General features: G+C 65.9%; 28 protein-coding genes. 16 read left to right on the top strand and 12 right to left on the bottom strand.

The features are described 5' to 3' along the window. The first annotated feature begins 77 nt into the window (after positions 1–77). The gene (locus KV110_RS19020) at positions 78–632 is read left to right on the top strand and encodes a TetR/AcrR family transcriptional regulator (RefSeq protein WP_281427776.1); all 555 of its coding nucleotides are present in this window, start codon (positions 78–80) and stop codon (positions 630–632) included. A gap of 90 nt (positions 633–722) precedes the next feature. On the opposite strand, the gene KV110_RS19025 is transcribed toward KV110_RS19020, so the two are convergent. Together KV110_RS19025 and abc-f are read right to left on the bottom strand one after the other, a co-directional pair. After that, on the bottom strand, positions 723–1331 hold the full coding sequence (locus KV110_RS19025) for a CatB-related O-acetyltransferase (RefSeq protein ID WP_218478629.1): 609 nt from the start codon (positions 1329–1331) through the stop codon (positions 723–725). 91 nt (positions 1332–1422) lie between these two features. Beyond that, a complete protein-coding gene (abc-f, locus tag KV110_RS19030) occupies positions 1423–3030 on the bottom strand; it encodes a ribosomal protection-like ABC-F family protein (protein WP_218477680.1) in 1608 nt (535 codons plus the stop codon). 157 nt (positions 3031–3187) lie between these two features. On the opposite strand from abc-f, the gene KV110_RS19035 reads away from it, so the two are divergent. The 4 genes from KV110_RS19035 to KV110_RS19050 all read left to right on the top strand — a co-directional run bounded on the left by KV110_RS19035 (position 3188) and on the right by KV110_RS19050 (position 6184). Continuing rightward, positions 3188–3826 (top strand): TetR/AcrR family transcriptional regulator, encoded by a 639-nt coding sequence (locus KV110_RS19035; RefSeq protein ID WP_218477682.1) that lies wholly within the window; start codon positions 3188–3190, stop codon positions 3824–3826. Positions 3827–4080: 254 nt separating this feature from the next. After that, positions 4081–4395 (top strand): putative quinol monooxygenase, encoded by a 315-nt coding sequence (locus tag KV110_RS19040; RefSeq protein WP_218477683.1) that lies wholly within the window; start codon positions 4081–4083, stop codon positions 4393–4395. Between the two features lie 332 nt (positions 4396–4727). Then, entirely contained in the window at positions 4728–5624 is an 897-nt protein-coding gene (locus tag KV110_RS19045) for an aromatic prenyltransferase (RefSeq protein ID WP_218477685.1), read from the top strand. A 179-nt stretch (positions 5625–5803) separates the two neighbouring features. Next, positions 5804–6184, top strand: a complete 381-nt coding sequence (locus KV110_RS19050) for a low affinity iron permease family protein (RefSeq protein WP_218477687.1) — start codon at positions 5804–5806, stop codon at positions 6182–6184. A 60-nt stretch (positions 6185–6244) separates the two neighbouring features. Here KV110_RS19050 and mbp1 read toward each other — a convergent pair whose 3' ends face one another. Further along, positions 6245–6487, bottom strand: coding sequence for a microaggregate-binding protein 1 (gene mbp1, locus KV110_RS19055; RefSeq protein ID WP_218478630.1), 243 nt, complete (start codon positions 6485–6487; stop codon positions 6245–6247). A 172-nt stretch (positions 6488–6659) separates the two neighbouring features. Between mbp1 and KV110_RS19060 the strand changes: the two genes are divergently transcribed. Next, positions 6660–6848 (top strand): hypothetical protein, encoded by a 189-nt coding sequence (locus tag KV110_RS19060; protein WP_218477688.1) that lies wholly within the window; start codon positions 6660–6662, stop codon positions 6846–6848. Between the two features lie 24 nt (positions 6849–6872). On the opposite strand, the gene KV110_RS19065 is transcribed toward KV110_RS19060, so the two are convergent. Beyond that, entirely contained in the window at positions 6873–7541 is a 669-nt protein-coding gene (locus KV110_RS19065) for a VOC family protein (RefSeq protein ID WP_218477690.1), read from the bottom strand. Between the two features lie 212 nt (positions 7542–7753). Between KV110_RS19065 and KV110_RS19070 the strand changes: the two genes are divergently transcribed. From KV110_RS19070 to KV110_RS19095, 6 genes are read left to right on the top strand one after another with little or no spacing between them, the layout of a single operon-like run. After that, positions 7754–8941, top strand: a complete 1188-nt coding sequence (locus tag KV110_RS19070; RefSeq protein ID WP_218477691.1) for an ROK family transcriptional regulator — start codon at positions 7754–7756, stop codon at positions 8939–8941. Positions 8942–8979: 38 nt separating this feature from the next. Then, positions 8980–10320, top strand: coding sequence for an ABC transporter substrate-binding protein (locus KV110_RS19075; RefSeq protein WP_218477692.1), 1341 nt, complete (start codon positions 8980–8982; stop codon positions 10318–10320). Positions 10321–10327: 7 nt separating this feature from the next. Next, positions 10328–11284, top strand: a complete 957-nt coding sequence (locus KV110_RS19080; RefSeq protein WP_218477693.1) for a carbohydrate ABC transporter permease — start codon at positions 10328–10330, stop codon at positions 11282–11284. 3 nt (positions 11285–11287) lie between these two features. Continuing rightward, on the top strand, positions 11288–12178 hold the full coding sequence (locus KV110_RS19085; RefSeq protein ID WP_218477694.1) for a carbohydrate ABC transporter permease: 891 nt from the start codon (positions 11288–11290) through the stop codon (positions 12176–12178). Next, the gene (locus KV110_RS19090) at positions 12178–13464 is read left to right on the top strand and encodes a 6-phospho-beta-glucosidase (RefSeq protein ID WP_218477695.1); all 1287 of its coding nucleotides are present in this window, start codon (positions 12178–12180) and stop codon (positions 13462–13464) included. The genes KV110_RS19085 and KV110_RS19090 overlap by 1 nt, the downstream gene beginning before the upstream one ends. A 44-nt stretch (positions 13465–13508) precedes the next feature. Further along, positions 13509–14561, top strand: a complete 1053-nt coding sequence (locus KV110_RS19095; RefSeq protein ID WP_246634632.1) for an N-acetylglucosamine kinase — start codon at positions 13509–13511, stop codon at positions 14559–14561. Between the two features lie 33 nt (positions 14562–14594). Here KV110_RS19095 and KV110_RS19100 read toward each other — a convergent pair whose 3' ends face one another. The 3 genes from KV110_RS19100 to KV110_RS19110 form a co-directional block, all read right to left on the bottom strand. Then, on the bottom strand, positions 14595–15341 hold the full coding sequence (locus KV110_RS19100) for an LGFP repeat-containing protein (RefSeq protein ID WP_246634633.1): 747 nt from the start codon (positions 15339–15341) through the stop codon (positions 14595–14597). A gap of 102 nt (positions 15342–15443) precedes the next feature. Next, positions 15444–16172 (bottom strand): LGFP repeat-containing protein, encoded by a 729-nt coding sequence (locus KV110_RS19105; protein ID WP_246634634.1) that lies wholly within the window; start codon positions 16170–16172, stop codon positions 15444–15446. Positions 16173–16260: 88 nt separating this feature from the next. After that, a complete protein-coding gene (locus KV110_RS19110) occupies positions 16261–16596 on the bottom strand; it encodes a hypothetical protein (protein ID WP_218477697.1) in 336 nt (111 codons plus the stop codon). A 132-nt stretch (positions 16597–16728) separates the two neighbouring features. Here KV110_RS19110 and KV110_RS19115 point away from each other — a divergent pair, with 132 nt between their 5' ends. After that, on the top strand, positions 16729–17748 hold the full coding sequence (locus KV110_RS19115) for an NADP-dependent oxidoreductase (protein WP_218477698.1): 1020 nt from the start codon (positions 16729–16731) through the stop codon (positions 17746–17748). A 12-nt stretch (positions 17749–17760) separates the two neighbouring features. Here KV110_RS19115 and KV110_RS19120 read toward each other — a convergent pair whose 3' ends face one another. The 4 genes from KV110_RS19120 to KV110_RS19135 form a co-directional block, all read right to left on the bottom strand. Beyond that, positions 17761–18117: a hypothetical protein gene (locus KV110_RS19120; RefSeq protein WP_218477699.1), complete on the bottom strand. Its 357-nt coding sequence runs from the start codon at positions 18115–18117 to the stop codon at positions 17761–17763. Between the two features lie 127 nt (positions 18118–18244). Further along, positions 18245–18844 (bottom strand): TetR/AcrR family transcriptional regulator, encoded by a 600-nt coding sequence (locus KV110_RS19125; RefSeq protein WP_218477700.1) that lies wholly within the window; start codon positions 18842–18844, stop codon positions 18245–18247. A 39-nt stretch (positions 18845–18883) separates the two neighbouring features. Next, positions 18884–20563 (bottom strand): ABC-F family ATP-binding cassette domain-containing protein, encoded by a 1680-nt coding sequence (locus KV110_RS19130; protein ID WP_218477701.1) that lies wholly within the window; start codon positions 20561–20563, stop codon positions 18884–18886. Positions 20564–20673: 110 nt separating this feature from the next. Beyond that, complete coding sequence (locus KV110_RS19135) at positions 20674–21501, bottom strand: SAM-dependent methyltransferase (RefSeq protein WP_218477702.1); 828 nt, start codon at positions 21499–21501, stop codon at positions 20674–20676. A 473-nt stretch (positions 21502–21974) separates the two neighbouring features. Here KV110_RS19135 and KV110_RS19140 point away from each other — a divergent pair, with 473 nt between their 5' ends. Then, a complete protein-coding gene (locus KV110_RS19140; protein ID WP_218478637.1) occupies positions 21975–22253 on the top strand; it encodes a hypothetical protein in 279 nt (92 codons plus the stop codon). Between the two features lie 431 nt (positions 22254–22684). Here KV110_RS19140 and KV110_RS19145 read toward each other — a convergent pair whose 3' ends face one another. Further along, positions 22685–23599: an SDR family oxidoreductase gene (locus KV110_RS19145; protein WP_218477703.1), complete on the bottom strand. Its 915-nt coding sequence runs from the start codon at positions 23597–23599 to the stop codon at positions 22685–22687. Positions 23600–23694: 95 nt separating this feature from the next. Here KV110_RS19145 and KV110_RS19150 point away from each other — a divergent pair, with 95 nt between their 5' ends. Then, positions 23695–24387, top strand: a complete 693-nt coding sequence (locus KV110_RS19150; RefSeq protein ID WP_246634635.1) for a TetR/AcrR family transcriptional regulator — start codon at positions 23695–23697, stop codon at positions 24385–24387. A gap of 453 nt (positions 24388–24840) precedes the next feature. Next, positions 24841–25425 carry a hypothetical protein gene (locus KV110_RS19155; protein ID WP_218477704.1) on the top strand — a complete coding sequence of 195 codons (585 nt, stop codon included), beginning with the start codon at positions 24841–24843 and terminating at the stop codon, positions 25423–25425. Positions 25426–25570 lie beyond the last annotated feature (145 nt).

The raw sequence follows: 25570 nt of genomic DNA on the forward strand, positions 1-25570 counted from the left end.
GGTGCGTACGCCGCGAGCTGACTTACCGGAAGGTAAGCGTAACACTTACCTTCCGGTAAGTCAGCTAGAGTTGTCGGGTGGCACGTTCCGTCCCTAACACCAGAGAGCGCATCCAAGAGGTGGCGCTCGAGATGTTCGCCCGGCAGGGTGTTCAGCGCACCAGTCTGCAGGACATCGCGAATCGTCTCGGCATCACGAAACCGGCGCTCTACTACCACTTCTCCTCACGGGAGGATCTGGTTCGCAGCATCGTGCAACCTCTTATTCAGGAGGGTGACGAACTAGTGGTGAGGCATGAACGGCGAAACGTTGTGGTGGTGTCCGAGCTGCTGACGGACTACTTCGACTTCCACTATCGCCACCGAGAGAAACTGATGCTCGTTCTCGCGGAGCTGAGGATTCTGGGAGAAGTCGAATCCATCGACGCGGCGCTGGACTGGCGTCGACGATTGGTCAGACTTGTGTTCGGGGCGGATCCCACTCTCGATCAAGCAGCCCGGGCGATCATGGCATTCGGCGGAATTCAGGACTGCTGCCTGCAACTGCCCGAAGTCCCGCCCGAACGACTACGTACGGCTGCGGTCGGTGCTGCGCTCACGGTGCTCGGCGCGGCGGGCAACGGTACGACCTGAGCGAGAAGGGTCGCGTATCGGCTGACAACGGGCATCGCCGCGACGGGGCGCCGATCGTCGCGATACATCAAGGGCGAGAAGGCATTTTACTCATTTCAAGTCAGCGGCGGCGGCTTCGAGGTCGGTGATGCTGCCCGACATGATGGTCCGCAGGTGTGCGGTGATGTGTTCGACGGGCCAATCCCACCACGCCACTGCCCGCAACCGGGCGATGTCCTGGTCGCTGTAGCGCGTTCGGATGAGGCGGGCTGGATTGCCGCCGACAATGCCGTAGTCGGGCACGTCGCCGGTGACCACGGAGCCGGTGCTGATGATCGCGCCGTGACCGATCCGCACGCCGGGCATCACGGTCGCGCCGTTACCGAACCAGACGTCGTTGCCGACGACCGTGTCCCCTCGGCTCGGCAAGCCGGTGAGCAGGTCGAAGTGGTCCGACCACGAGCCGCCCATGGTTGGAAAAGGAAAGGTCGAGGGGCCGTCCATGCGATGGTTGGCGCCGTTCATGATGAACCGCACTCCGGTGCCCAGGGCGCAGAACTTCCCGATGATCAGTTTCTCCGGCCCATAGTGGTAGAGCACGTTGCGGGTTTCGAACGCGGTCGGATCGTCCGGGTCGTCGTAGTAGGAGAACTCCCCGACCTCGATCAGCGGCGAGGTGACCAGCGGTTTCAACAGCACCACCCGCGGTTGGCCGGGCATGGGGTGGAGCACGGTCGGGTCGGCCGGAATCAAGGGACCATTGGGCACAGCGAAACTCCTTCAGTGCGTGGGTGATCGGGAATCGGCGAGGTCAGACGAATGCCGAGGTGCGCAGGTCGAAATGCGTACCACGCCAGCGGGCGCGCAGCCGCCGGTCGTGGCTGACGATCACGAGGGCGCCCCGGTATTCGGCCAGTGCGGTTTCCAACTCTTCGACCAGACCTGGCGACAGATGGTTGGTTGGCTCGTCCAGCAGCAGCACATCCACGGGCTCGGTGACCAATCGCGCCAAGGCGAGACGCTGCCGTTGCCCGGCGGACAGGTTCGCGACGCGCTTCGTGAACTGGGCGTGGTCGAACAGGCCGAGCGACAGCAGTTGTTCGGCCTGCTGCTCGGTTCCGCCGGCGCGACCACGAGCGAAGGCGGCCAGCAGCGTTTGACCGGGTTCGGCGGGAGATGGCTCCTGTGCGAGGTAGCCGACCCTGCCGTGGTGGGTGACGGTGCCGCTGTCCGGCGCGAGCCGACCGGCCAGCACGCGCAGCAGGGTGGTCTTGCCCGCCCCGTTCGGTCCGGTGATCAGCAGGCGGTCACCCGCGGTGATCGTGAGACTGGTCCGGTCGAGCCGGCCCGAAACCGCGACGTCGGTGGCGTCGAGCACGGTGCCGCGCGCACTACCCGCGCGCAGGGTAGGAGCGAAGCGCAGTGGTTGCGGTGGCGGTGGCACCGGGTCCGCGAGGAGGCGGCGCAGCCGTTCCTCGGCATTGCGGACCCGGCTGGCCAGAGACTGCTGCACCCGCCCACCGGCTCGGTCGTAGGCCATCTTGTTGTTGTCCTTCATCGCCCGGCCCGGTGCGACGTCGCGGGCAGTGGTGGCGGCAACCTCGCGGAACCGATCGGTGTCGGCCTGCCATTGTGTGTACGCCTGCGCCCATCGCTGGCGAGCCGCCGCCTTCTCGGTCAGGAACCCCGCATAGCCGTTGCCGTAGCGGATGACGCGCTGCCGATCCGCGTCGACCTCCAGCAGGCTGGTCGCGACCCGTTCGAGGAAGGCTCGGTCGTGCGAGACCGTCACCGTCGTGCCGCGGCGGGCACGCAGGTGATCCTCCAGCCAGGTCAGTGCCTCAGCGTCGAGGTGGTTGGTCGGCTCGTCCAGCAATAGCACCTCAGTGCCCGCCGCGAGTACCGCGGCCAAGCGCAGGCGAACCTGCTCGCCGCCGGAAAGCTCACCGACCGTGCGGTCGCGGTCCACCAGGCTCAACCCCAGACCGTGCAGCGCCTGTTCCACTCGCGCGTCCGCGTCGTAACCGCCGCGTAGTTCGAAAATGGTTGTCAGCTCGCCGTATTCGGCCATCGCTGACTCGTCGCCGGTGGCCATGACCGCCTCCAGGCGGCGCATCCGTTGTTCGATCGCCCGGAGCTCGACCAGGGCTCGGTCTATGACGTCCTGCACGCTGAGGTGGGGCGGAAGCCGCTCGTCCTGAGCGAGGTAGCCGACGCCGCCCTCGGCCCGGACGATGATCTCGCCGTGGTCGGGCTGTTCCCGGCCGGCGAACAGGCGCAGCAGAGTGGTCTTGCCGGAGCCGTTCTCGCCGATGATCCCGGTGCGCTCACCCGCGGCGAGCGAACACGTCACCTCATCGAGAACAGGCGTGCCGTCGAAGGATTTGCTGACCGCGAGCGCGGTGATCTGGGTTGGCATATGCACTCTCCGAAGCATTCGAGGACGACACGGTCCGCGAAGACCGCAGGGCCGGGTGAACACTTTCGAAGAACATCGGCAACCTCACTTAATACGACCACTGTCGCACTAAGGTATCGTGAAGGCTCTGCCCCGTCAAGCAATCGGATCACCAACGATGAGTACCGCACCGCCTCCGGCTTCCGAGCCCGCTCCAGCAGCCCGCCGCCCGGGCGGCCGAACCGCCCGCATCCGAGCCCAGGTGCTCGAGGCGGTCAGCGCGGAGCTGACCGAACACGGTTACGACGCGCTGAGCATCGATGGCGTCGCCACCCGCTCGGGCGTGCATCGCGCGACGGTGTATCGCCGCTGGCACGATGTCGGCGGTCTGCTCGCCGACGTCTTCCATGCGGCGAGCCAGCAGCCATGGCAACCCCGCGATACCGGCTCACTGCGTGGGGACTTGGCGGCGCTGAACCACGAGATCCAGGATTCGCTGAGCGAGGAGTCCTCGATCGCGGTGGCGTTGATCGCGGTCTCGTTTCGATCCGAGGGAGCTGCCCGAGCCCTGCGACAGTTGTGGGAGGACCGATACACCCAGTCCGAGATCATCGTTCAGCGAGCGATCCACCGCGGTGAACTCTCACCTGCGGTCGACGCGCGGGCCTTGCTGATCGCCGCTACCGCACCGCTCTACCACCAGTTGGTGCTGCTGAGAACCCCACCCGACCCCCAATTGCCCGACCGCGCGGCCGTCAGCGCCGCCCTCGCCGCAGACGCGGGCGCATTCAACCGCCCACATTCAGCGGGACAGTGACCACACCGCTGGTGTAGGCGGCGCGAGGGGTCTCTCGGAGATCCGTACGCTCTCGAGCGTGTAGCCAGGTGCGCGCTCGACGTAGCGGCGGTCGCCGCCGCGGGCACGCTCGAGCCAGTGCCAACGCTGGCAGGAGTGGATGCAGGGCACCTACTTTCGAGCCAGGTAAGCCGCCGAATCCCGGTCGAGAACAAGCATCCCCGAAGGATCCGGATCGGCGGTCCGGTACTTGGCCGATCAGCTACGGTGAGTCGATGTTTGCACTCGTGGTGAAGTTCGATCTGATCGACGCCGAGAGGGCAGTGGGTTTCGACAAGCTCGTCGCCGAGACCGTTGAGCGCATCGCTGAATACGAGCCCGGCACACTCGTTTACGTGACCCACGCTGTTGAGGGCGAGCCCCTCTCGCGGATCTTTTACGAGGTGTACCGCGACCGTGAGGCGTTCGATGAGCATGAGCGGCAGCCGCATACCCGCCAATTTCTGGCCCAACGTGACGAGTACATCGCTGCACACCGGGTTGAGTTCCTGACACCCGACGCCGCGAAGGGCCTGCCCACCGCGGACTAACTACAACCGGTCGGCGATCGGCTCGCCGATCAACCTGCGGCGATGGCCACGTCCGGGTTGAACGATGACGAGCTCACCACCTCGCCTGCCTCCGGCATCGAGGACGGCTGAGCGAATACCGAGTTGGACTCGACGTATCGACCCGTAATGGGATCGGGGCGTTCGCGTCCCCAGCGACCTCCGGGAGGGCATCGTCGGACCCGAAGTGGCGAGAACCTCGGCTCCGGCGCGGGGTACGGGGCTATCCTGAGCCAGAGCTTCATGTTGGTCTAACTGTTCCTCAGCCATCGGCGGCGCGGACCGCCTGTGGCGGTTGGTATTCGAGGTGACTCATGGGCACATTCGTCGGCGTGACGCTCGACCAATTCCGGCACGATTTGCGGGAGTATGCCCGTCTGGCCGAGGTTCGTTATGACCCGGCGGTGGTGGATCCGGTGCTGACGACGCTGGCCGATCTGTGGACCAACTCCGTGGTCGGGGTGCGCACCACCACACATCCGGTGCCCGAGCGCGAGGTCAACACTCGCGTAATGCATCCGGGTGAGCCGGGTGAGCTGATCGAAAGGCTGCGCACCGCCGGACTACTCACCTTCGACGGACATCCGATGGAGGAGTTGCTGACGGCGATCTGTGCCGCGGTTCCGGCCCGGTCGGGTGTCGATCTCGCACTTGCCAGCGGTGTGCAGAAGGTCTGGCTGGTCTTTCCCGAACTGCTCAGCGTCGATCGGGTACTCGACTTCCCCGGTATGCCCGACGCGGCCCGCGCGCACGCCGCGCACCTGTCCCGCTACGGCGGTCAGATCGGCATCCTGGCAGTCGATTTCGCGGCCCGCACAATGAACCTGTACTCGCAGGTGTTCGAGCCCGGCCACCTCGCCGCGGCCGATATCGCCACCATCCTGGACGATCTCGACTTCGTCCCGGCCACCGACGAAGAGCTGGCACTGCTCGGCCGCACGTTCAACCTCTACCGCACGTTCTCCTGGACTTCCCCACGCATGCAACGCATCTGCTTCCCGCTGCGCTGCACTGCATCGACCTTCCCGACCCACCTCCACCCGGTGCTGGCCCGCTTCGTCGACGGCGCACCCTTCGCCGATCCCACCGCACGCGGCTTCGTGTTCTACACCGCCTATGGACCGACCGACCGGTACTACAAGGTCCAGGCCGAATACGCCGCCGCGCAACACGCCGAATTCCCCGGCGGCACGGCGCCGCGTGTCAACTAGGCGGCCCGCTGTGGTGCGGGCGCCCGCACGACGACCTCGAGCCGCGTCGACCCAGCACCCTGTTTGCGCGTAGTTAGCGTGGCTATCCCTCGTACCGGGCGCGTGATGCGGCCGCCGGTTCGAGGAAAGGAATGTTCATGCAGGACAACGCCGCACGGTCTGGCAGCGGAGCGGGAACGATGCCATCGGAGGTGCGAGGCAAGCTGACCATCTTCGACCGCTTCGCCACCACCACCGCCACGCTGACCTCGAAAGCGGGCTTCTTCGTATTCTGTGTCCTGCTGGTAGTGGTGTGGGCGCCGACCTTCCTGGTCTTGCCCAGCATCGACACCTGGCAATTGGTGATCAACACCGCCACCACTATCGTCACGTTCCTGCTGGTGGCGCTGCTGCAGAACACTCAGTCCCGCTCCGACGACGCCGTCCAGCAGAAGCTCAATGCCATCGCCGACGCACTGGCCGACCTGATGGGCGAGCTCAGCGCCGATCACCCCGAATTGCACCGGCACCGTGCGGAATTGGCCGATGCGGTCGGCTTGGAGAAACGGGAATCGGCCTGACGGCCACAGCACGAGCGGGGTCGATCGCCGACTGATCAACCCCGCTCGTGCGAAGTACTGCTATTGGTTCTGATGACCGGCCTGCCGCGCCTCGTCTACCTTGGCTTCCGCGCGCGCCTTCTCCGCTGCGGCTTCCTTCTGGGCGACTTCGCGTTCGGACTCGGCCTTGTCCTGCTGTGCTCGCCCTTCGCCCTTGAGGTTCTCATCGCCGGTGACGATGCCAGCAGCTTCCTTGGTCTTTCCCTTCACGTCTTCGACAACGCCTTCGACGCCTTCACGTGGTCCGCTTCCTTGCTCCGACACAATAATTAACCTCCGACAATCGGATAAATGGCTGACATTCGCCGCATACCCGCTGCCAACCGACCCAATCTCGAACTCTGTCGGCATCGCCTGTTTGGACTGTCGAAGTTGGGGCATCTTGCACGACGGGCGCAGAGCGCGCCGTAGAAATCATGAGCCAGAAGGGTTTGTCGTGGGTGTGCTGCTGATGGGAATCGGTACCGCTTCACTCGTCGTGATCGCAACGTATGTCCTGGTCGTGGCCGCGCAGCTAGCGCGGCACCGCTCGGCACTTCGCCGCGGGCCGGGTGCCGCGGATCTACCCACCCCGACCGCCGGACAACTGCTGACCACCTCGGCCAGCATCGGCCGAGCCGACTGAGCGTCCGGGAACGCGAAACCGATATCACCCTTCGACGTAGGCGTTCGCGGTGAGCGCGACCTTTCCGCCTCGCTGGGGCGCATCGATGTGCACAGTCACCGGTGCGTGAGTGGGGTGGTCGGATTCGGTGGGGAACCAGATGCGTTCGGGGGCAACCAGGATCAGCAGTCCGTCGTGATCGCCGACCGGGGTGAACGTCGGCAGCTGTGGTGTGAATGCTTGCAGCCCATAGGATTCGGCGAGGTCGCGGACCGCTTGCTGGACATCGGGCACGGCTACGCCGACCTCGCTGATCGACAGCAGCCGGGGAGTGTCGCCCGGAGTGGCTGGGGTGGCGGAGTGGACCTGTCGGGCAATGAGTTCCAGCAGTATGTTGTCCGGGCCGCGGAAGTAGACCGAGCGTGAATCCCAGCCAGGGGGGCCGTCGATGGTGTCGGAGCCATTGACCATCAAGGGGTCGACCCGTTCGCTCAACCAGTGCCGGGTGCGGTCGAAATCGTTGGGGGAGATATCGAATGCCAGATGGTGCCCGCCCTCGTGCGGGGCTCCGCGGGTTACGACGAGCTTGCTGAGGCCGATATCCACCGTCACGCGGTCGGGCTCGGCCGCGACGGGAAGTTGCAGCGTGTCCCGATAGAACTCGGCCACCGCATCGAGATGCGTTGTGGTAATGGCTACTTCACGGATTCTCATAGCAGGGGTCCCTTCTGTCGTCCGAACGGGAACGACGCTAGATCCTCAATCGTGGTTGAGGTCAAGGCACCTGGACGCGCCACGGCCTTCGCCACGCCGAACAGCGATTGACAGACGGTCAAACCGGACATAAAGTCGCAGCTCAAAGTAATTGGAAACTTTCCTAATAGTTCACCCAGGTGTTCGCCGGTGGGCGAAGGGAGGGTCATCACATGGCTACTCTGCGACCGACCCTCGCGGGCACGCCCAGCCTGCTGCGCGCCATCAACGACCGCGCCGCACTGGAGTTGCTGCTCGCCAACGGCCCGCTCTCCCGTACCCAGATCGGCGCTCTCACCGGACTTTCCAAACCGACCGCCTCGCAGCTGCTCGCCCGGCTCGAGGCGGCCAGGCTGGTCGTGCCGGTCGGCACCTCCATGGCAGGCGGCCCCGGCCCGAACGCGCAGCTGTACCAGGTGAATCCGGCGGCCGGGTACGTGGCCGGACTCGATGTGACGAGAAACCAGATCCGGATCGCCGTGGCCGACATCACCGGCGCGACGCTGGCCGAGCACCAGGTGTCCACCAAGGGCTGGCCTGCCGCCCAAACCATCGCCAGGGTGGGTGATGCCGTCGCCGAGGCGGTAGGGCTGGCCGGGCTCGCCGAGGGCGCATTGCGCGAGGTGGTCATCGGCATCGGCGGTGCGATCGACCCGGCCACCGGCAAGCTGCGCTACGCGATGCACCTGCCGGGCTGGCATGCCCCCCGGCTGGTCGCCGCGTTGGAGACGGCGATCGGCGCCACGGTGTCCATCGAGAACGACGTCAACCTTGCCGCCGTCGCCGAGCAGACGCACGGCGCTGCCCAGGATTGCGAGGACTTCGTGCTGCTCTGGACCGGCGTCGGCGTCGGCGCGGCGATCGTGATCGCGGGCCGCTTGCACTGCGGATTCCACAACGGCGCGGGCGAAGTCGGCTACATGCCGCTGCCCGGTGCGCCGATCGTCCATGACGTGGCCCGGCGGAATTCCGGCGGATTCCAGCAATTGGCCGGTGCGCCAGCGGTTTTGGCCCTTGCGCGGCAGCACGGCTTGGCCGCGCCGACGGCCGCGATGGCGGTCACCGAGGCCTTGGAGACGCCGGGTGGGGGAGACGCGTTCCTGACCGAGTTCGCGGGCAGGCTTGCCCTCGGATTGGCCTCCATCGTCTCGGTGGTCGACCCCGAGGTGCTGATCCTGGCCGGTGAGGCGCCGTGCAACGGCGGCGAACGGCTGCGGGCGCTCGTCGAGGACGCGCTGGCCGAGCTCACCATCCCGCGCCCCGAGGTGCGTTCCAGCACGCTGTCGGGATCGCCGGTGCTGCACGGAGCGCTGGAACGCGCCCTGGCTACCACGAGGGACGTGGTGTTCTCGACTCATTGATCCGCCGCACACCGAGCAGTACCGAGGAGAACCGTCACATGCGCAGAACAACACTCCGCACCCTCGCCGCCCTCACCGCATGCGCCACTGCCGCTCTCTTCGTCACGGCCTGTACCGGGCAGAGTTCCAGCGGTGGCGACGACGGTTCCGCCGCAGGCAAGGACGTCACCATCACGTTCTGGCACGGCTGGAGCCAGGAGCACGAGGTGCGGGCGATCAACGACAACATCGCCGCTTTCGAGAAGCTGCATCCCAACATTCGGGTGAAGTCGGTCGGCAATATCGCCGACGACAAGGTCGAGCAGGCGCTGCGGGTCGGTGGCCGGGACGCGCCGGACGTGATCTCCTCCTTCACCACCGACCAGGTCGGCAAATTCTGCTCCGCCAAGGTGTGGACCGATCTCGCGCCCTTCTTGCAGAAGGACGGCATCGACCCCGCCAAGACCTTCCCGGCGACCATGCTCGAGTACAGCCGGTTCCAGGGCAATCAGTGCGCGCTGCCGCTGCTGGGCGACGCTTACGGCCTGTACTACAACAAGACCGCCTTCGCCGCCGCTGGAATCACCTCGCCGCCAAAGACTTTCAGTGAGTTCGAGGATGCCGCGGCCAAGCTGACGATCGCCGAGGGGGACAGCTACAAGCAGCTCGGATTCATGCCGAACTTTCACGGCTACGAGACCTCCGCCACGCACTACCTCGGCCAGTACGGCGCCACCTACTTCGACGCGAACGGCAAGTCGAATATCGCCACCGACCCCAAGGTGGCCGCGATGTTCACCTGGCAGAAGAATCTGATCGACAAGCTCGGCGGCTTCGACAAGCTCGAGCGGTACCGCACCACCTTCGGCGACGAGTTCAGCGCCAAGAATCCCTTCCACACCGGCCAGGTGGCGATGTCCTACGACGGCGAATGGCGCACGGCCTCCCTCGCCGAGAATCCGGTGGACTTCGACTGGGCCACCGCACCTTTCCCGGTGCCCGACGACCAGGCGCACACCTACGGTCGCGGTTACCAGACCGGCACCATTATCGGCATAGCCAATACTAGCCAAAAGCAGTCCGCCGCTTGGGAATTGGTGAAGTACCTGGCCATCAACACCGATGCGGTGGTGAGCTTCGCCAACGCCATCCACAATGTGCCCAGCACGAACGAGGCACTGAATTCGCCTGAACTGACGGCAGATCCGAACTTCCGGACCTTCATCGACATCGCCAAGAACCCGCACTCCTCGACCACGCCGTCGAGCATCAATGGTGGCGCCTACCAGCTTTCGCTGCGCAACTTCGGCTACCAGTACGAGGCGGGCAAGGTCGACCTGCAAGCGGGCTTGGCCGCGACCGCGCGGGAAATCGACGAGGCAATCGAGCAGGCGAAGTGATGTAGCCATGGCACTGTCGAGCACGACCGCCCCGGCGGCGCTGAAACGCAAGCGCCGCCGTGGGGCGCTGCGCACCCTGGCGTTTCTCTCGCCCTGGCTGATCGGGTTCGGCTTCTTCTTCGCCTACCCGCTGCTGTCCACCGTCTACTTCTCCTTCATGCGGTACGACGGGTTCACCGCGCCCACTTTCACCGGACTGAAGAACTGGAACTACGTCCTCGACAAGTACCCGTTCTTCTGGCAGGGGCTGGGCAACACCCTGTGGCTGGTCGTGGTGATGGTGTCGCTGCGGGTGATCTTCGGGCTCGGCATCGGACTGTTGGTCACCAAGATCAAAACCGGCCTCGGGTTCTTCCGCACGGTGTTCTATCTGCCCTTCCTCGCTCCGCCGGTGGCGGCAACGATCGCGTTCGCCTTCTTGCTGAACCCGGGCACCGGACCGGTTAACCACCTGCTCGGCACTGTCGGTCTGCCGCAACCGGGTTGGTTCACCGACCCGGACTGGTCCAAGCCCGCGCTGACCATGCTCGCCCTGTGGGGGATCGGCGATCTGATGGTCATCTTCACGGCGGCGCTGCTGGACGTGTCCAGGGAGCAGTACGAGGCCGCCGAGTTGGACGGTGCGGGTCCGTGGCAGCGATTCCGGTACGTCACCCTCCCGAACATCACTCCGATCGTGCTGTTCGCCGTGGTGACCGGGGTGATCCAGACAATGCAGTACTACACGCAGGCCATCGTCGCCGGGAAGGTTGCCAGCGGCAAGGTCGGCGGGTCCGGCGAGCCGTTCGAGCCCGGTTACCCGCACGGTTCCACCTGGACGCTGCCGCAGATGGTCTACAACCTCGGCTTCCAGCGCTTCGACATCGGCTCCGCGTGCGTGATCGCCGTGATTCTGTTCGCCATTTCCATGGCCTTCACCTCGCTGCTGCTGCGGCGCAGATCCGGCTTCCTGCAGGAGGACTGAGCGATGACCATGACCACCCTCCGGCCGGTGCCGGTTACCGTGCCCACCGTCGAGGCACGAGGCGCTCGCCGCAGAGACGCGCTCAATTGGGTTGCCGTGCACTCGCTCGCGATCGCGGCCGCACTGCTGTTCCTGCTGCCGTTCGTGTTTCTCTTCCTCACCTCGGTGATGTCGGACCGGCAGGCGCTCACCACCGACCTCTGGCCCGCCTCGTGGCACTGGGACAACTACGTGAAGGTCTGGGAGACACCGGGATTCCTCACCTGGTGGCGCAATACCCTGCTGTACGCGGCGGCCGGGACCGCGCTGACGCTGCTCTCCAGCATCCCGGTTGCCTACGCGCTGGCCAAGTTTCGATTCCGGGGCCGCAATCTCGCACTGATGGCGGTCATTTCGATGATGATGCTGCCGCCGCAGGTGACCGTCATCCCGATGTACCTGATCTGGGCCAAGCAGTTCCATCTCACCGGCTCGCTGTGGCCGTTGATCATTCCGCTGGCTTTCGGTGACGCCTTCTCCATCTTCCTGCTCCGGCAGTTCTTGCTGACCATCCCGAACGACTACCTGGAGGCTGCCCGCATCGACGGCTGCGGCGAGCTGCGGATACTGCTGCGGATCGTGCTGCCGATGGCCAAGCCGGCCATCGCGGCGGTCGCGCTGTTCCAGTTCTTCTATTGCTGGAACGACTACTTCGGGCCGCAGATCTATGCCAGTGAGAACCCGGCCGCCTGGACGCTCAGCTATGGCCTGGAGTCCTTCAAGGGCGCCCACCACACCAACTGGAACCTCACCATGGCCGCCACCCTGCTGGTGATGGCACCGGTGATCGTCCTGTTCTTCTTCGCCCAGAAGGCCTTTATCGAAGGCGTGACATTGACAGGGGTCAAAGGCTGATGAGCACACTGAAATTGGCCATCATCGGCGGTGGTTCCACCTACACTCCGGAACTGATCGACGGCTTCGCCCGCCTGCGCGACACCCTCCCGATCGGTGAGGTGGTGCTGATCGACCCTGCCGCGGACCGACTCGAGCTGATCGCCGGACTGGCGCGCCGGATCTTCGCCAAACAAGGACACAGTGCGCGAGTCAGCACCGCCACCTCGGTCGCGGGTGGGGTCGATGGCGTCGATGCCGTATTGCTGCAACTGCGGGTGGGCGGGCAGGCAACCAGGAACGAGGACGAGACCTGGCCGCTCGAATGTGGTTGTGTCGGTCAGGAAACCACCGGAGCCGGTGGTCTGGCGAAGGCGCTACGCACGGTTCCGGTGGTGCTCGACATTGCCGAACACGTTCGCCGGGCCAATCCGGAGGCCTGGATCATCGACTTCACCAACCCGGTCAGCATCATCACCCGCGCCCTGCAGGCCGCGGGGCACAAGGCGGTCGGACTGTGCAACGTCGCCATCGGCTTCCAGCGAAAGTTCGCCCAGCACTTGGGCGTCGACCCGGAGCTGATTCGCCTCGACCACGTCGGCCTCAACCACCTCTCCTGGGTGCGTGGGGTCACTGTGCTGGATCAGCCGGGCGCGGAGACCGGTTTCGAAGCGCTGCCCAAACTGCTGGCCGACTTCGGCGCGGAGATCGCGGCCGATGTGCGCCTTCCGCTTTCGCTGATCCGGCATCTCGGCGTCGTTCCGTCGTATTACCTGCGGTACTTCTATCAACACGACGTGGTGGTCGAGGAGCTCGCGACCTCGGGCTCACGGGCCGCCGAGGTGGCGGCCATCGAGCAGCAGTTGCTGCGAATGTATGCCGACCCGGCCCTGGACACCAAGCCGGAATTGCTCGGAAAGCGTGGTGGCGCTTTCTATTCCGAGGCCGCGGTGCAGCTGCTGGCCGCGCTGCTCGGCACCGCGGGCGGCAGCGTCCAGGTGGTCGACACCCGCAACGATGGCATCCTGCCGTTCCTGCCCGACGACGCCGTGATCGAGGTGCCCGCGGTCGTGGACCAGCGGGGCGTGCGCCCGCTGCCGCAACGTCCCGTCGAACCGCGCTTCGCGGGTTTGATCGCACACGTCACCGCATATGAGCAGCTCGCCCTGCGAGCCGCGGTGGCAGGCGGGCGCGCCCGCGTGTTCGACGCACTACTAGCCCATCCACTGGTCGGTCAGCTGGAACTCGCCGAGCAGCTGACCGACCGGTTGATAGCTCACAATCGCGCATATCTGAGTTGGGGTTGACCATGCCGACAAATACCGTGCAGTGCTGGCGGGGGAAGCGTCTGATGAAACTGCCACAGAACGAACAGATTCCCGGCGTCCTCGCGATCGACGCCGGCAACAGCAAGACCGACGTCGCCTTGGTCACGCTCACCGGGACAGTCCTCGGAAGCGTGCGCGGTGGCGGGTTCCAGCCCCATCGGGTCGGCGCGGACCAGGCGATCGAGGGGATCGCACCGCTGGTCGAGTCGGTGGCCCGGCAAGCGGGACTCACCCGAGGGGGGATTCTCACCACCCGGGTGAGCGCGTGCATGGCCAACGTCGATCTGCCGATCGAGGAACAGCGGCTGCACGCCGCCATCGCGGCTCGGCCGTGGGGTGTGAGCGTTGGCGTCACCAATGACACGTTCGGGCTGCTGCGCGCGGGTACCGACAGCCCGCGGGGTGTCGCGGTCGTCTGCGGTGCGGGGATCAACTGCGTGGGGTTGCTGCCGGACGGTCGCACCGCCCGCTTCCCGGCGCTCGGCCGACTCACCGGCGACTGGGGCGGTGGCGGCGGCATGGCCGCGGAAGCCATGTGGCACGCGGCACGGGCCGAGGACGGCCGGGGCGAGCCGACGGCACTATCCGACGCCATCGGCAGCTACTTCGGGCTGGCCGGAGCCAATGCGGTCGCCGAGGCGATCCACCTGGGCCAGCTGGCGGAGCAGCGGCTACACGAGCTGGTGCGGGTGCTGTTCACCACCGCCGAGGCGGGCGATCCGACCGCTTTGCAACTGATCGACCGGCAAGCCGACGAAATCACCCGACTCGCGTTCGTCACCCTGCGCCGACTGGACCTACTGGACGAGCCGACCCCGCTGATCCTCGGCGGCGGTGTGCTCGCCGCCCGGCAGCCGCTGCTCATCGACAACCTGTTGGCCCGACTCGCCAAGGCCGCACCACTCGCCGAGCCCCGAATAGTCGTCGCCCCACCGGTTCTCGGTGCCGCACTGCTCGGCCTCGACCACCTCGGCGCCGGGCCCGCCGCCCACCAGCGCCTGCGCGCCGCCTACCCGACCGTGTCCGCCAGCGATGGCAGACCAGAATTCCCGAGCGAAATGGGCCAGCCCGCTTGAGTATTCAGCGAAACCGGAGGATGGCCGAATTCTCTAGGGAATCCAGGTGATTCGGCCACCCTCGAAGTCTTGGGCCTTGCCGCCCTGGTAATCGTATTCGTCGCTGGTGGGGTAGCCGTAGGTGCCGTTGGCGGCGGCACGGGCTTCCCAGCTGGTTCGGATGGCGCCCCATACGGCGTGTGCGCCGGTGCGGGGGGACCAGTAGATCGTGCCGTCGTTGAAGAGGTTGTAGCGGCCGTTGTCCTTGGCCGCGGCCTCATCGGTGATGGGGAAGCCCAGTGGGCTGTTCTCCGCGCCGAGGGAATACCACTTGTCGCGGATCAGGCCGCTGACCTGATGGGCCGCGGTGCCCACCGACCAATAGATCGAGCCGCCTTGGAAGTGGTTGAAGCGACCGGGTTTCGACGGTGTCGACTGCTCCCGGGTCACGGGGTAGCGCAGCCCGCCGGTCTCCGCGCCCAATTCGCGCCACTTGTCCAGGATGGGGCCACCGATCTGGTGCGCGCCGGCGTCGGCGTGCCAGTAGATCGCGGCATTGCGATCGAAGGTCTGGTACTTGCCGCCATTGGCGGCGTCCGACTCGGGGGAGGTCGGGTCACCGAGCACGGCGCCACCGCCTGCCTCGTCGTATTCGACCTCGATCGCCCCGCCGACCTCGAAGGGGCCGATCGGCCGGGCAGCCGCGGTTCCCGCGGCGAGCAGGACGGCCAGCGCTGCCGTGGCCAGGGCGGCGCTCCGGCGCGGCCTGGACAAGCGGTAGGTACGACGAAGGCGTGCCAATGAAACTCCTCAGTCAGGTGTTACTCGGTGACGAGACAGGGCTGAGCGTTGCAGGCGATGATGGCACGAGGGCGCGGCGATCGTTCAGGCGGCCCGGTCGGGTCAGGGGTGCCAGGTGATGCGGCCGCCCTGGAAGTCCTGGGCTTTGCCGCCCTGGTAGTCGTACTCGTCACTGGTGGGGTAGCCGTAGCCGCCGTTGACACCGGCCCTGGCCTCCCAGGTGGTGCGAATGGCACCCCAGACGACGTGCGCGCCGGTGGGGCCGGACCAGTAGATAGCGCCGTCGTTGAAGAGGTTGTAGCGGCCGTTGTTCTTGGCGGGCGCTTCGTCGGTGATGGGGAAGCCGAGCGGGCTGTTCTCCCAGCCGTAGGAGCCCCACTTGTCGCGGATCGCGCCGCCGATCTGGTGCGCGTCAGTGCCGATGGACCAGTAGATGGAGCCGCCTTGGAAGTGGTTGTAGCGGCCCGGCTTCGAGGGTGTCGACTCTTCCCTGGTTACCGGGTAGCCGAGCAACCCGTTCTCGAAGCCGAAGTTGCCCCATTTGTCGCGGATGGCGCCGCCGATCTGATGAGCTCCGGTGCTGGGATGCCAGTAGATCGAGGCGTTGCGTTCGAAGGCTTGGTACTTGCCGCCGCGGCCCGCGTCGGATTCGGGGATGACCGGGTCGCCGAAGACGCCGCCGCCACCGGCCTGGTCGTATTCGACCTCGATAGCGCCGCCGACATCGAAGGGCCCGATCGGCCGGGCGGCAGCGGTGCCCGCGGTCAGCAGCAGGGCCAACCCGGCGGTGGTCATGGTCAGTGCGGCGCGGGTGCGACGTAAGCGTGCCAAGAGAACTCCCTATGCAGGTGGTCGTATCCGAGACAGGGCTGAGCCCGGCCAGTCGGCAGGGGATTGCCGCTGACCGATGACGACTGGCTCAGCTACCAGGGTGCAGCCATTTGCCGATCGGCAGTGGCGGCAGGGCGCGGACCGCGATCATGATCGGGTCGCAGTAGAGGTTGTCGAGCGGGGTGTCTCCGGTACCACAGACGAAGTTCCCCTGCTTGTCGTAATGCGAAGAGCGACCCTTATATGACCAGGTCAGGCCGTCGTCCGATGGGCTCCACGGACAGGCGTTCGGTTGCACGCCCTTGCACGGCCCCTCGACGCCCCACGGTCCGACGGGGTAGGCGGCGGCAGCGGGCGCGAGTGCGAGAGTGAGCAAACTCGCAGCGGCAGCGCCGAGCACCGCACGCTTCATTGTTGATTTCACGATTTTTCCCTTCGACATGGAAGAGCTGGTGTCGTGGCATCCGACAACCGGCCTATCGGTCGGCGCGGGGTCACCGTTAGCCCGACCGGGCGCGGACGATCGCCGCCGCGCCACGGGTCTACGCTCGAAACCATGGTCGAATCGAGACGAATCGTGCTTGCTTCCCGCCCAGAGGGTGCGCCTACCTCGGCGAACTTCCGCACCGAGACCGCAGAGCTGCCGCCGATCGAGGAGGGGCAGGTGCTGTTGCGAACCTTGTATCTGTCCCTTGACCCGTACATGCGCGGCCGGATGAGCGCCGCGAAGTCCTATGCGAAGCCGGTCGCGATCGGCGAGGTTATGGTCGGTGGCACCGTGGCCGAGGTGGTCGACTCCCGCGACCCGTCGCTCGCGAAAGGCGATGTGGTGCTCGCCAATTCGGGTTGGCAGACGCACGACGTGGTGCCCGCGTCCAGCGTGCGTAAGCTCGATCCGGACGTAGCGCCGGTCTCGACCGCGCTCGGCGTCCTCGGCATGCCCGGCTTTACGGCGTACTCCGGGCTGCTGAAGATCGGTCAGCCGCGCGCAGGGGAAACCGTCGTGGTCGCCGCCGCCACCGGCCCGGTCGGCTCGGCCGTCGGGCAGATCGCCAAGATCAAGGGTGCTCGCGCGGTCGGCATCGCGGGCGGGCCGAAGAAGTGTGCGCACCTGATCGACGAGTTCGGCTTCGACGCCGCGATCGACCACCGCGCCCCCGACTTCGCCGAGCAGCTGAAGGCGGCGGTGCCGGACGGCATCGACGTCTACTTCGAAAACGTCGCGGGCGCCGTCGCCGACGCGGTCTACCCGTTGCTGAATACCTATGCGCGCGTTCCGGTTTGCGGTCTCATCGCCAACTACAACGCCGCCGGTACCGCCACCGGACCCGACCGCCTCCCCGCCTTCTACGGCCGAATCCTGATCAAGAGCCTCACCATTCGCGGCTTCATCCAAACCGAGTTCGTCCGCGAGCTGTACCCCGACTTCCTCCGCGATATGGCCGAATGGATCGCCGACGGCCGCGTCCGCTACCTCGAAGACATCACCGAAGGCTTCGACAAGGCCCCTGAAGCCTTCATCGGCATGCTCGAGGGCCGTAACTTCGGCAAGGTCGTCGTCAAAGTCGCCGACTAGCGTGCTGCGCGCCTACGACGCGATGGCGGTGCCGCCGATCGAGACGTAGACCAGCATCACCATGAAAAGGAACCAGCCTGCGCCCTGCCAGATCGGCCAGGGTTTGCCGCGCCGCCACTCACGGTAGGTCTCGATGAAGGCGCCGATGCCGCCGAGCAGCAGGATCACGGTCGGCGCGAGGAGGACGGCGGTTTTGGCGTCGGTGTCACAGAGCAGGGTGCCCGAATCGGAACAGGAGCTGCGATTGGCTGTCCAGATCACGGCCGCCGCGAAGACGAAGGCCGCCGCTGCGTTGATCGACAGCACGTAGGTCGCGGCGCGCCGGAAGGTCTGTGGATCGCGCCACCGTTTTTCCACGTCGTTGACCATCTCTGCACCTCACGGTGATCGGGTCCGCCTAAAGGCGCTCTACCCGAGATTGCCGAGCGGACGCTGGTCAAACATCACCCGCTCAGCAACCTGGTTCCGAACCGGACGTCCAGGCGCACTGCCGGAATCACGCGGGCGGAGCAAGCACCGAGCACACGTGGGTGCGAAGCGTCTTGCGCAGACGTTCGACGCCGAGCGAGCCGTGCGGTGTCACCGCATCGAGGCTGAGGCCCTCCATGATCGCGGTGATTCGTTCGGCCTCCTCGGCCGGTTCGGGGACGGCGAGGGCGCGCAGCGCGTCGGTCACCACCTGGCGCAGGTCGGCGGCCATCTGCTCGGTGACCGGCCGGAACACCGGCTTCGTCCGGGCGGCGACGATGAACTCGAGCAGCACGATCGATTCGACGCGCCGTTCCTCGTCGACCGGGAGCAATTCTTCCAACAGCGATTGCAGGGCGTCGACGGCTCGTTCGCCGGTCAGCCCGCGCAGCGCGGCGACGGGGTGCCGGGCCAGCCTGCGCCCCATCCGGTCGCCGACCTCCGTCGCCGCCGCGGCGAGCAGGTCCTGATGATCATCGAAGTAGTGCCGTACCGACCCGATGTTCAACCCGGATTCGACAGCGACCTTACGCAGCGACAGCCCCTCCAGGCCTTCGGCGACTACCAGCCGGAACGCTGCTTCGACGACGTGTTGGCGACGCTGTTCGGCGTCGATACGTGCGGGCACCAGCTCAATGTATCGCAGCTGTGATAAACGATGGCGGGCTCAGCCACGGTGTCGCGCGACCCGACCTTCGTCCCATACCGGCTCGGCCGACTCGTAGACCGAACCATCGGCGCCGAAGACGACGAAGCGATCGAAGTCCCGGGCGAACCACCGGTCATGGGTGACGGTGAGAACGGTGCCTTCGAAGGTGCTCAACGCGTGCTGCAAGGCTTCGGCGGAGACGAGGTCGAGGTTGTCGGTGGGTTCGTCCAGCAGGAGCATGGTCGCTCCGCCGAGCTCGAGCAGCAGGATCTGGAACCGTGCTTGCTGTCCGCCGGAGAGCGAATCGAACGTTTGCTCCGCCGCGTCCGCCAGCTCGTAGCGGGCAAGTGCCCGGGATGCCTCGTCACGCGGCAAGCCGGACCGGTGTTCGTCGCCGCGATGCAGGATCGACACCAGGGTGCGAGCGAAAAGGTCCGGCCGCCCGTGGGTTTGGGCGAACCACCCCGGACGAACCCGAGCGCCGAGCCGTGCCCGGCCCGAGTGCCGCACGGGTTCGACCGGCAGATCGCCCACCGGTTCGTGTTCGGGTTCCGGGTCGCTGCCGCCCGCTGCGAGCAGGCGCAGAAAGTGCGACTTGCCCGACCCGTTGGAGCCGAGTACGGCGACTCGATCGCCGTACCAGACCTCGAGATCGAACGGCTTCATCAGGCCGGCGAGCTCGAGGTTTTCGCAGACCAGGGCGCGCTTGCCGGTGCGCCCGCCGCGCAACCGCATCGTCACGGTCTGCTGGCGTGGCTGGGCCTCGGGCGGACCGGCGTCCCGGAACCGTGCGAGCCGCGTTTGCGCGGCGCGATACCGCGACGTCATATCCGAGTTGTAGGCAGCCTTCTGCTTGTACATCTGGACCAGCGCTTTGAGCTTGACGTGCTCGTCGTCCCACCGTCGCCGCAGCTCGTCGAGGCGGGCGAACCGCTCGGCCCGCGCCTGGTGGTAGCTGTCGAAACCGCCCGGATGTACCCACGCGGTGTTGCCTGCCGCGCCCAGTTCGATGGTGACGATGCTCTGCGCGGTGCGCGCCAGCAACTCCCGGTCGTGACTGACGTACAAGACACTCTTCGGCGTCTCGACCAGGCGGTCCTCCAGCCAGCGCTTGCCGGGAACGTCGAGGAAGTTGTCCGGCTCGTCGAGCACCAGCACCTCATCGGGCCCACGCAACAATGCCTCCAGCACGAGGCGCTTCTGCTCGCCGCCCGACAGGGTCTGTACCGCACGTCGCATGCATTGGTCGAAGGGCATACCGAGGGCCTTGGTGGTGCACACGTCCCACAGCACCTCGGCGTCGTATCCGCCTGCATCGCCCCATTCGGCCAAGGCGGACGCATAGGCCAGTTGTGCCTCGGTATCGTCGCGAGACTTGATCTTCGCTTCCGCCAGGTCGACTGCCGCGGCGGCCCGGCGCAGTCGCGGCGGAGAGACCGACAGCAGTAGATCGCGAACATCGGCGCCGTCGCGGCCGATGAACTGCCGCATGACCCCGAGGCGACCGCTACGGGTGACCGAACCGGCCTCGGGGGTGATGTCCCCGGTGATGATGCGCAGCAGCGTGCTCTTGCCGGAGCCGTTGGCGCCGATCAAGGCGACCTTCGCTCCCTCGCTGACCCGGAACGAGACTTCGTCCAGGAGGACGCGACCGTCGGGAAGCCCGTAGCAGATCGTGTTGACGTCGATGTGTCCCACGGTTCGAATTTATCACGACTGTGATAAATAGGTCGAACGGGTGCTTTCGCGTCTCGAAAAGCTCTGTGCCAGAAGGTTTTAACGAGACTGTGCCAGCGCGGGCGACGGACTCAGGGTTTGCGCCCGACGCCCGCCCAGTACCAGGCGGATTCGGGGTCGGTGGCGTCCTCGCCAGGGTTGGGCCGCCAGGTGACCACGGGAACGACACCCGGCTCGATCAGCTCCGTCCCCGCGAACAGGGATTCGGTTTCGGCCCGACTGCGGGGATAGAAGGTGATGCCCGCCTCTTCGGCGGAGGCCACCACCCGAGCCATGGCACGCGCGTCGAAATCGGCGGTGGGATGGGAGATCACGAGGTAGCTGCCGGACGGCACTACCTCCAGGAGATTTCCGATGATCTCGTGTGGGTGATCGCTGTCCCGGAAGTACATCATGATCGCCACCAGCATGATGGCGACCGGCTGGTCGAGGTCGAGAGTGGCGCCGAGGGCGTCGTCGCGCAGGATGGCGGCCGGGTCGTGCAGGTCGGCATGGATGAACGCGGTCTTGCCCTGCGGTTTGCTGGCCATCAGGGCGCGTGCGTGCGCTAGCACGATGGGATCGTTGTCGACATACACCACGCGTGCGGCGGGATCGAGCCGCTGCGCCACTTCATGGGTATTGCCCGCGGTCGGAATGCCGGTGCCGATGTCGAGGAACTGGTTGATGCCCGCCTCGCTGGTCAGATAGTGGACCGCACGGCCGAGAAACGCGCGATTGGCGCGGGCCATCGTGCGAATCGCAGGAATATGGTGGGCGATGGCGTCCCCGAGTGCGCGATCAGCCGGGTAATTGTCCTTTCCACCGAGCCAATAATCGTAGACGCGCGCTTCGTGCGCGACGCTGGTATCGATCTTGGTCGGTAATCCGGTGGTGGTCTGTGAACGGCTGTCCGGCATGGTGATCCCTCCTGTGGCGGTCGCGGGAAAGTCGGGCCCGGCGACGGCCGAGTCGCCCGTGGTCGGCGACTGCTACTGCGAAACTTGCTGGCTCAGGATATTCCAGCGAACCCTCGGCATGCGGTCATTCGGCCGGATAAGGGTGGGTTTTCAGGCTTCTGGACGGTTTCGGCGAACTTTTCCCGCAAGCGCTTCCCTTCGTCGCCCTCGGCGAGCAGCGAAGCCCGGCACCGCCCGGTGCTCGGTGTGTCGCCGTTCGGTGTGTCGCCCGCCATGCGTGATCTTGATGCGGTTGAATTGCCCAGGTCACGAGTTTTTCCGGTCACGAGCGGAAAGCGGGAGACGACATGGCACGAGTCCGCGCCGACAGATAGCGCCGTCGTGCCCGTGCGTCGATGAATTCTCCGGTGGCGCAATTTCTTCTTTCACCTGTCCCGACCCCTCAGCCTGCGAAAAGGAGCACGAACGTGAGCATGATCCTCGCCGCGCTACACGACACCGTTCTCGCGGAGGTCGGTAACCCGACACCGGAGCCGCCGCCCCTCGCCGACAAATTGCTGCAAATGGGCCGCTACTTCACCTGGCTGGTCCAACTGTCCGGCGTCACCGCCATCACCTACGGCGGCGGACGATTCGCCTGGGAGAAATGGAACGGCGGCGGTTTGCAGTCGCCCAAGATGATCGCCAGCGCGATGGCGGGTGGCGCGGTGGCCACCAGCGCGGGCACCATCATGAACGCCGTGATCGGCTGACCCCCTCTCACCACCACCGGCTCGGCGGACAGTTCCGCCAGTTCGAATGCACCTTGCTGTGTGCACTGGCGGTGTCGCGCTTCCGCGCGCAGGTTGTGAAGGGTGCGGCTACTGGGAGCCGGGGGATTGTTTGCGGGCTTGGGTTGCGGCGGTGACCGGTCCGGCGATCGGGCCTGGAGTTTCAGCTCGCCGGGTTGGATGTCGAATCGGGCAGTGAACGACGCTCGGAACCCGCTCGGGGAGTTGTATCCGGATGATGTCGCTACGTCGACAACAGCCTGGGTGTTGGGGCAATCCCACAGGTAGGCAAGCGCTGACGGCCTCGGCAGATGCTGGTGTTCAGAGATGTTGGTGGCCAACCGATCAGCGGCTGTGCGGATCGCGTGGTGCGGTATTGCTGGACGGGCGGGATCGTGAAGGTTCGGGGTTGGTCAGAGTTGGGCGGTGAGGGTGGTGCCGGTGAGGTGTTCGGCTTGGGTCCACAGGCGTGCCGCGACGGTCTTGTCCTGTGCCCGGCGGGGTGGGCGGGCGGGTTTCGGGGGTCCGATCATGACCCAGCGTGGGCCGAAGTAGCCGCCGGGTGTGGCATCGGGGCTGGTTGCCGCATACAGCAACGGTTCCGTGCCTTCTTCCGGGCCCTGGGACGGCACGATTTTGGTGGCCAGCGAGGTGAGCAGGCCGGGTCGGCCGCCGCCCATGGTCGGTCCCGAGGCCATCAGGTTGGTTCGAGTGGTGCCGGGGTGCGCGCCGACCGAGAGCAGCGGCCAGTTGTGTTGGGCTGCGAGGTCTGCCAGGTGCAGGGTCATCATCAGGTCGGCCAGTTTGGATTGGGCGTAGGCCTTGGTGGGGCTGTAGTGGCGGGTGGACTGCAGGTCATCGAGGTCGATTCGGCCGGTGGCGGCGCCGAGGCTGCTCATCGTGGCCACGCGTGGCGCGGGAGCCGACAGCAGCAGCGGTAGCAGCCGGACCGTGAGCGCGAACGGGCCCAGGAAGTTGCTGCCCAGTTGGAGCTCGAATCCGTCTGCTGTTTCGAACCGGCGGGGCACGTTCGCCACTCCGGCGTTGTTGAGCAGCAGGTCCAGCGGTTTGCCCTCGGCGATCAGGTCGTCGGCGAACTCGCGGACCGAAGCCAGGTCGGCCAGGTCGAGCCGGCGGACCTCGACGTGGGCGGCGGGGTGTGCGGTGCGGATCTCCGCTCGCGCTTGCTCGCCTTTGTCCGGACTGCGCACGGCGAGCACCACGTGCGCTCCGGCTGCGGCCAGGCGTTCGGCGGCCTCTTTGCCGGTGCCGCTGTTCGCGCCCGTCACGACGGCGAGTTTGCCCTGTTGGTTAGGTACCTGATACATCACTGCCTCCTAAAAGACTGACGGTCTCTAACGTCGTCCACGGTAGCAGACCACTGGTCTTTTGTTAAGAGACCGGCGGTAGTTAAGATGTGTGGGTGGAGTTCAAGCGCGCACGCAGCGAAGAGCAGCGGCTCGAACGGCGTCGGCAGGTCTTGGTGACCGCGGCCGGAATGCTGACCGAGATGCCGGTCGCCAAGCTCAGCCTCAACGAGCTCAGCCGACGTATCGGGCTGGCCAAATCCAACGTGCTGCGCTACTTCGAGTCACGCGAAGCAGTCCTACTCGAGCTACTGCAGGCCCAGATGCAGGACTGGGTCACCGACCTTGAGCACTCGACCGAACCGGACGCGGGCACCCCGCGCAAACGCGGGGACCGGCTGGCCGAGATCGTGGCCGCGTCGATGGCGCGGCGACCGGTGCTGTGCGACCTGCTCGCCGCCCACGCAGCGGTGCTCGAACACAACATCTCCACCGAGGTCGCGATCCAGTACAAACACGCTATGCGCCGGTCCGTGCAAGCCCTGACCCGGCTCGTCGAGCGCCAGCTACCCGAACTCGACACCGGCGACGCGGACCTGCTGGTGGAAACCATCCTGCTGGTGGCCATGGGAGCGTGGCCATGGAGCCGGCCATCGGAAGCGATGCGGGCCGCCTACGCCGCCGACCCCGAACTCGCCGCGATGGGACTCGACTTCACCGAAGTGCTACGCCGGACCGTGGCGACCACAATCTCCGGACTCCTCGCCCGCCAGCAAAATCCAATCAGCGACACAACCCCGACCCGCTGAATCTCGCTGGCCAACCCCTCACCGACCTGCACGGTATTCGGCAGATCCGGGCGTTCTCCGAGCGTCGGACGAACGCCTGCAGCAGACACGCCCAGCCGGTGACCGAGACTATTTCGGCACGAAGTCGCGAGTCGAATGAATACCAACCACCCAGAACACCCGCTCGTCGACACGAGGTGCGTTGAAAGGTCCTGTCAGCCAACCAGTTTGGACGGCCGACCAACGCGCCCAGCGGCAGAAGAGGGTGTTCCCAGCGGTACGACTGCGGGGCCAGACGCGACAACATGGGTGCCGACAGACTGAGGACCACCGAGAGTGGTGCTGCCTGTGCTCAGGTGCCGTTCGCCGCCGCCAGAACCCGAGATCCATCCGCGGACGCGACGGCAGCGAATTATCAGAGTCCGCCTCTTCTCGATTCCCGTCGGGGTGGCCTACTGGAAAGGATCTAGCCCGATGAAGAACCGACGTTCTCGGCGCGCTTGCGCAACAGTCGTCACGGTCGGCGCGCTCGCTGCGGTTGTCATGACCGCACCGGTAGCTTCAGGCGACCTCAAAGCGTGGCACGCCGATTCGTACCCGCTGGTAGCGGTGCCGCTGCCCAACGACGTCAAGTTTAAACCGATAGACCCGGTGTTCACACCCGAGAAGATGCAAAAGATCACCGAGGCGCTCTGCACCCAAGACGAGTTACCGCAGGAAGACCTGGACAATATCGATACTGCGTACTACACCCTCCCAGTAGACTTCGGAACTGCGGAGGAGCCGAAAGACCCGATCGCTGAAGTTCGCAAGGAATTGCTCGGCACCGAGAAGTTCACCAACGAGTCCCGCCTTAAGCTGTGCGAGGACGAAAAGCTGCGCACGAAGTACGCCAAGACCCTGAACGACCGGATCGCCAAGTACGGAGTTGTCCTCAAGCCGGAACTACGTAAACTGCAAGGTCAGGAGCTCAAGGAGGAGGTCCACAACGTCTGGGTCGAACGACTGGGCAATTACAGCGCGAGGCTGAAAAAGTATCTGGGCGACACCGAAATCTGAATGGTGACGCTGTGAAACGGATTTCTGCCATTACCTATGACTGTTCACACCTGTGCGCATACAGCAGTAGCCCTCAGCGCGAACCTCGGCTACACGCACATAGGCATTTCAGTGCACTCTTTCCGTGGCGCCGGCCTGAGAGCGC

Origin of the sequence: Nocardia iowensis (assembly GCF_019222765.1) — a bacterium.
In the GTDB taxonomy this organism is placed as follows: domain Bacteria; phylum Actinomycetota; class Actinomycetes; order Mycobacteriales; family Mycobacteriaceae; genus Nocardia; species Nocardia iowensis.

Bases quoted from the DNA above. Each gene is read 5' to 3' on its own strand.
- abc-f (WP_218477680.1), bottom strand. From the start codon at position 3,030: ATGCCAACCCAGATCACCGCGCTCGCGGTCAGCAAATCCTTCGACGGC.
- KV110_RS19140 (WP_218478637.1), top strand. From the start codon at position 21,975: ATGATCCTCGCCGCGCTACACGACACCGTTCTCGCGGAGGTCGGTAAC.
- KV110_RS19080 (WP_218477693.1), top strand. From the start codon at position 10,328: ATGGCACTGTCGAGCACGACCGCCCCGGCGGCGCTGAAACGCAAGCGC.
- KV110_RS19135 (WP_218477702.1), bottom strand. From the start codon at position 21,501: ATGCCGGACAGCCGTTCACAGACCACCACCGGATTACCGACCAAGATC.
- KV110_RS19035 (WP_218477682.1), top strand. From the start codon at position 3,188: ATGAGTACCGCACCGCCTCCGGCTTCCGAGCCCGCTCCAGCAGCCCGC.
- KV110_RS19025 (WP_218478629.1), bottom strand. From the start codon at position 1,331: ATGCCCGGCCAACCGCGGGTGGTGCTGTTGAAACCGCTGGTCACCTCG.
- KV110_RS19065 (WP_218477690.1), bottom strand. From the start codon at position 7,541: ATGAGAATCCGTGAAGTAGCCATTACCACAACGCATCTCGATGCGGTG.
- KV110_RS19075 (WP_218477692.1), top strand. From the start codon at position 8,980: ATGCGCAGAACAACACTCCGCACCCTCGCCGCCCTCACCGCATGCGCC.
- KV110_RS19145 (WP_218477703.1), bottom strand. From the start codon at position 23,599: ATGTATCAGGTACCTAACCAACAGGGCAAACTCGCCGTCGTGACGGGC.
- KV110_RS19115 (WP_218477698.1), top strand. From the start codon at position 16,729: ATGGTCGAATCGAGACGAATCGTGCTTGCTTCCCGCCCAGAGGGTGCG.
- KV110_RS19095 (WP_246634632.1), top strand. From the start codon at position 13,509: ATGAAACTGCCACAGAACGAACAGATTCCCGGCGTCCTCGCGATCGAC.
- KV110_RS19155 (WP_218477704.1), top strand. From the start codon at position 24,841: ATGAAGAACCGACGTTCTCGGCGCGCTTGCGCAACAGTCGTCACGGTC.
- KV110_RS19085 (WP_218477694.1), top strand. From the start codon at position 11,288: ATGACCATGACCACCCTCCGGCCGGTGCCGGTTACCGTGCCCACCGTC.
- KV110_RS19045 (WP_218477685.1), top strand. From the start codon at position 4,728: ATGGGCACATTCGTCGGCGTGACGCTCGACCAATTCCGGCACGATTTG.
- KV110_RS19050 (WP_218477687.1), top strand. From the start codon at position 5,804: ATGCCATCGGAGGTGCGAGGCAAGCTGACCATCTTCGACCGCTTCGCC.
- KV110_RS19070 (WP_218477691.1), top strand. From the start codon at position 7,754: ATGGCTACTCTGCGACCGACCCTCGCGGGCACGCCCAGCCTGCTGCGC.
- KV110_RS19090 (WP_218477695.1), top strand. From the start codon at position 12,178: ATGAGCACACTGAAATTGGCCATCATCGGCGGTGGTTCCACCTACACT.
- KV110_RS19120 (WP_218477699.1), bottom strand. From the start codon at position 18,117: ATGGTCAACGACGTGGAAAAACGGTGGCGCGATCCACAGACCTTCCGG.
- KV110_RS19040 (WP_218477683.1), top strand. From the start codon at position 4,081: ATGTTTGCACTCGTGGTGAAGTTCGATCTGATCGACGCCGAGAGGGCA.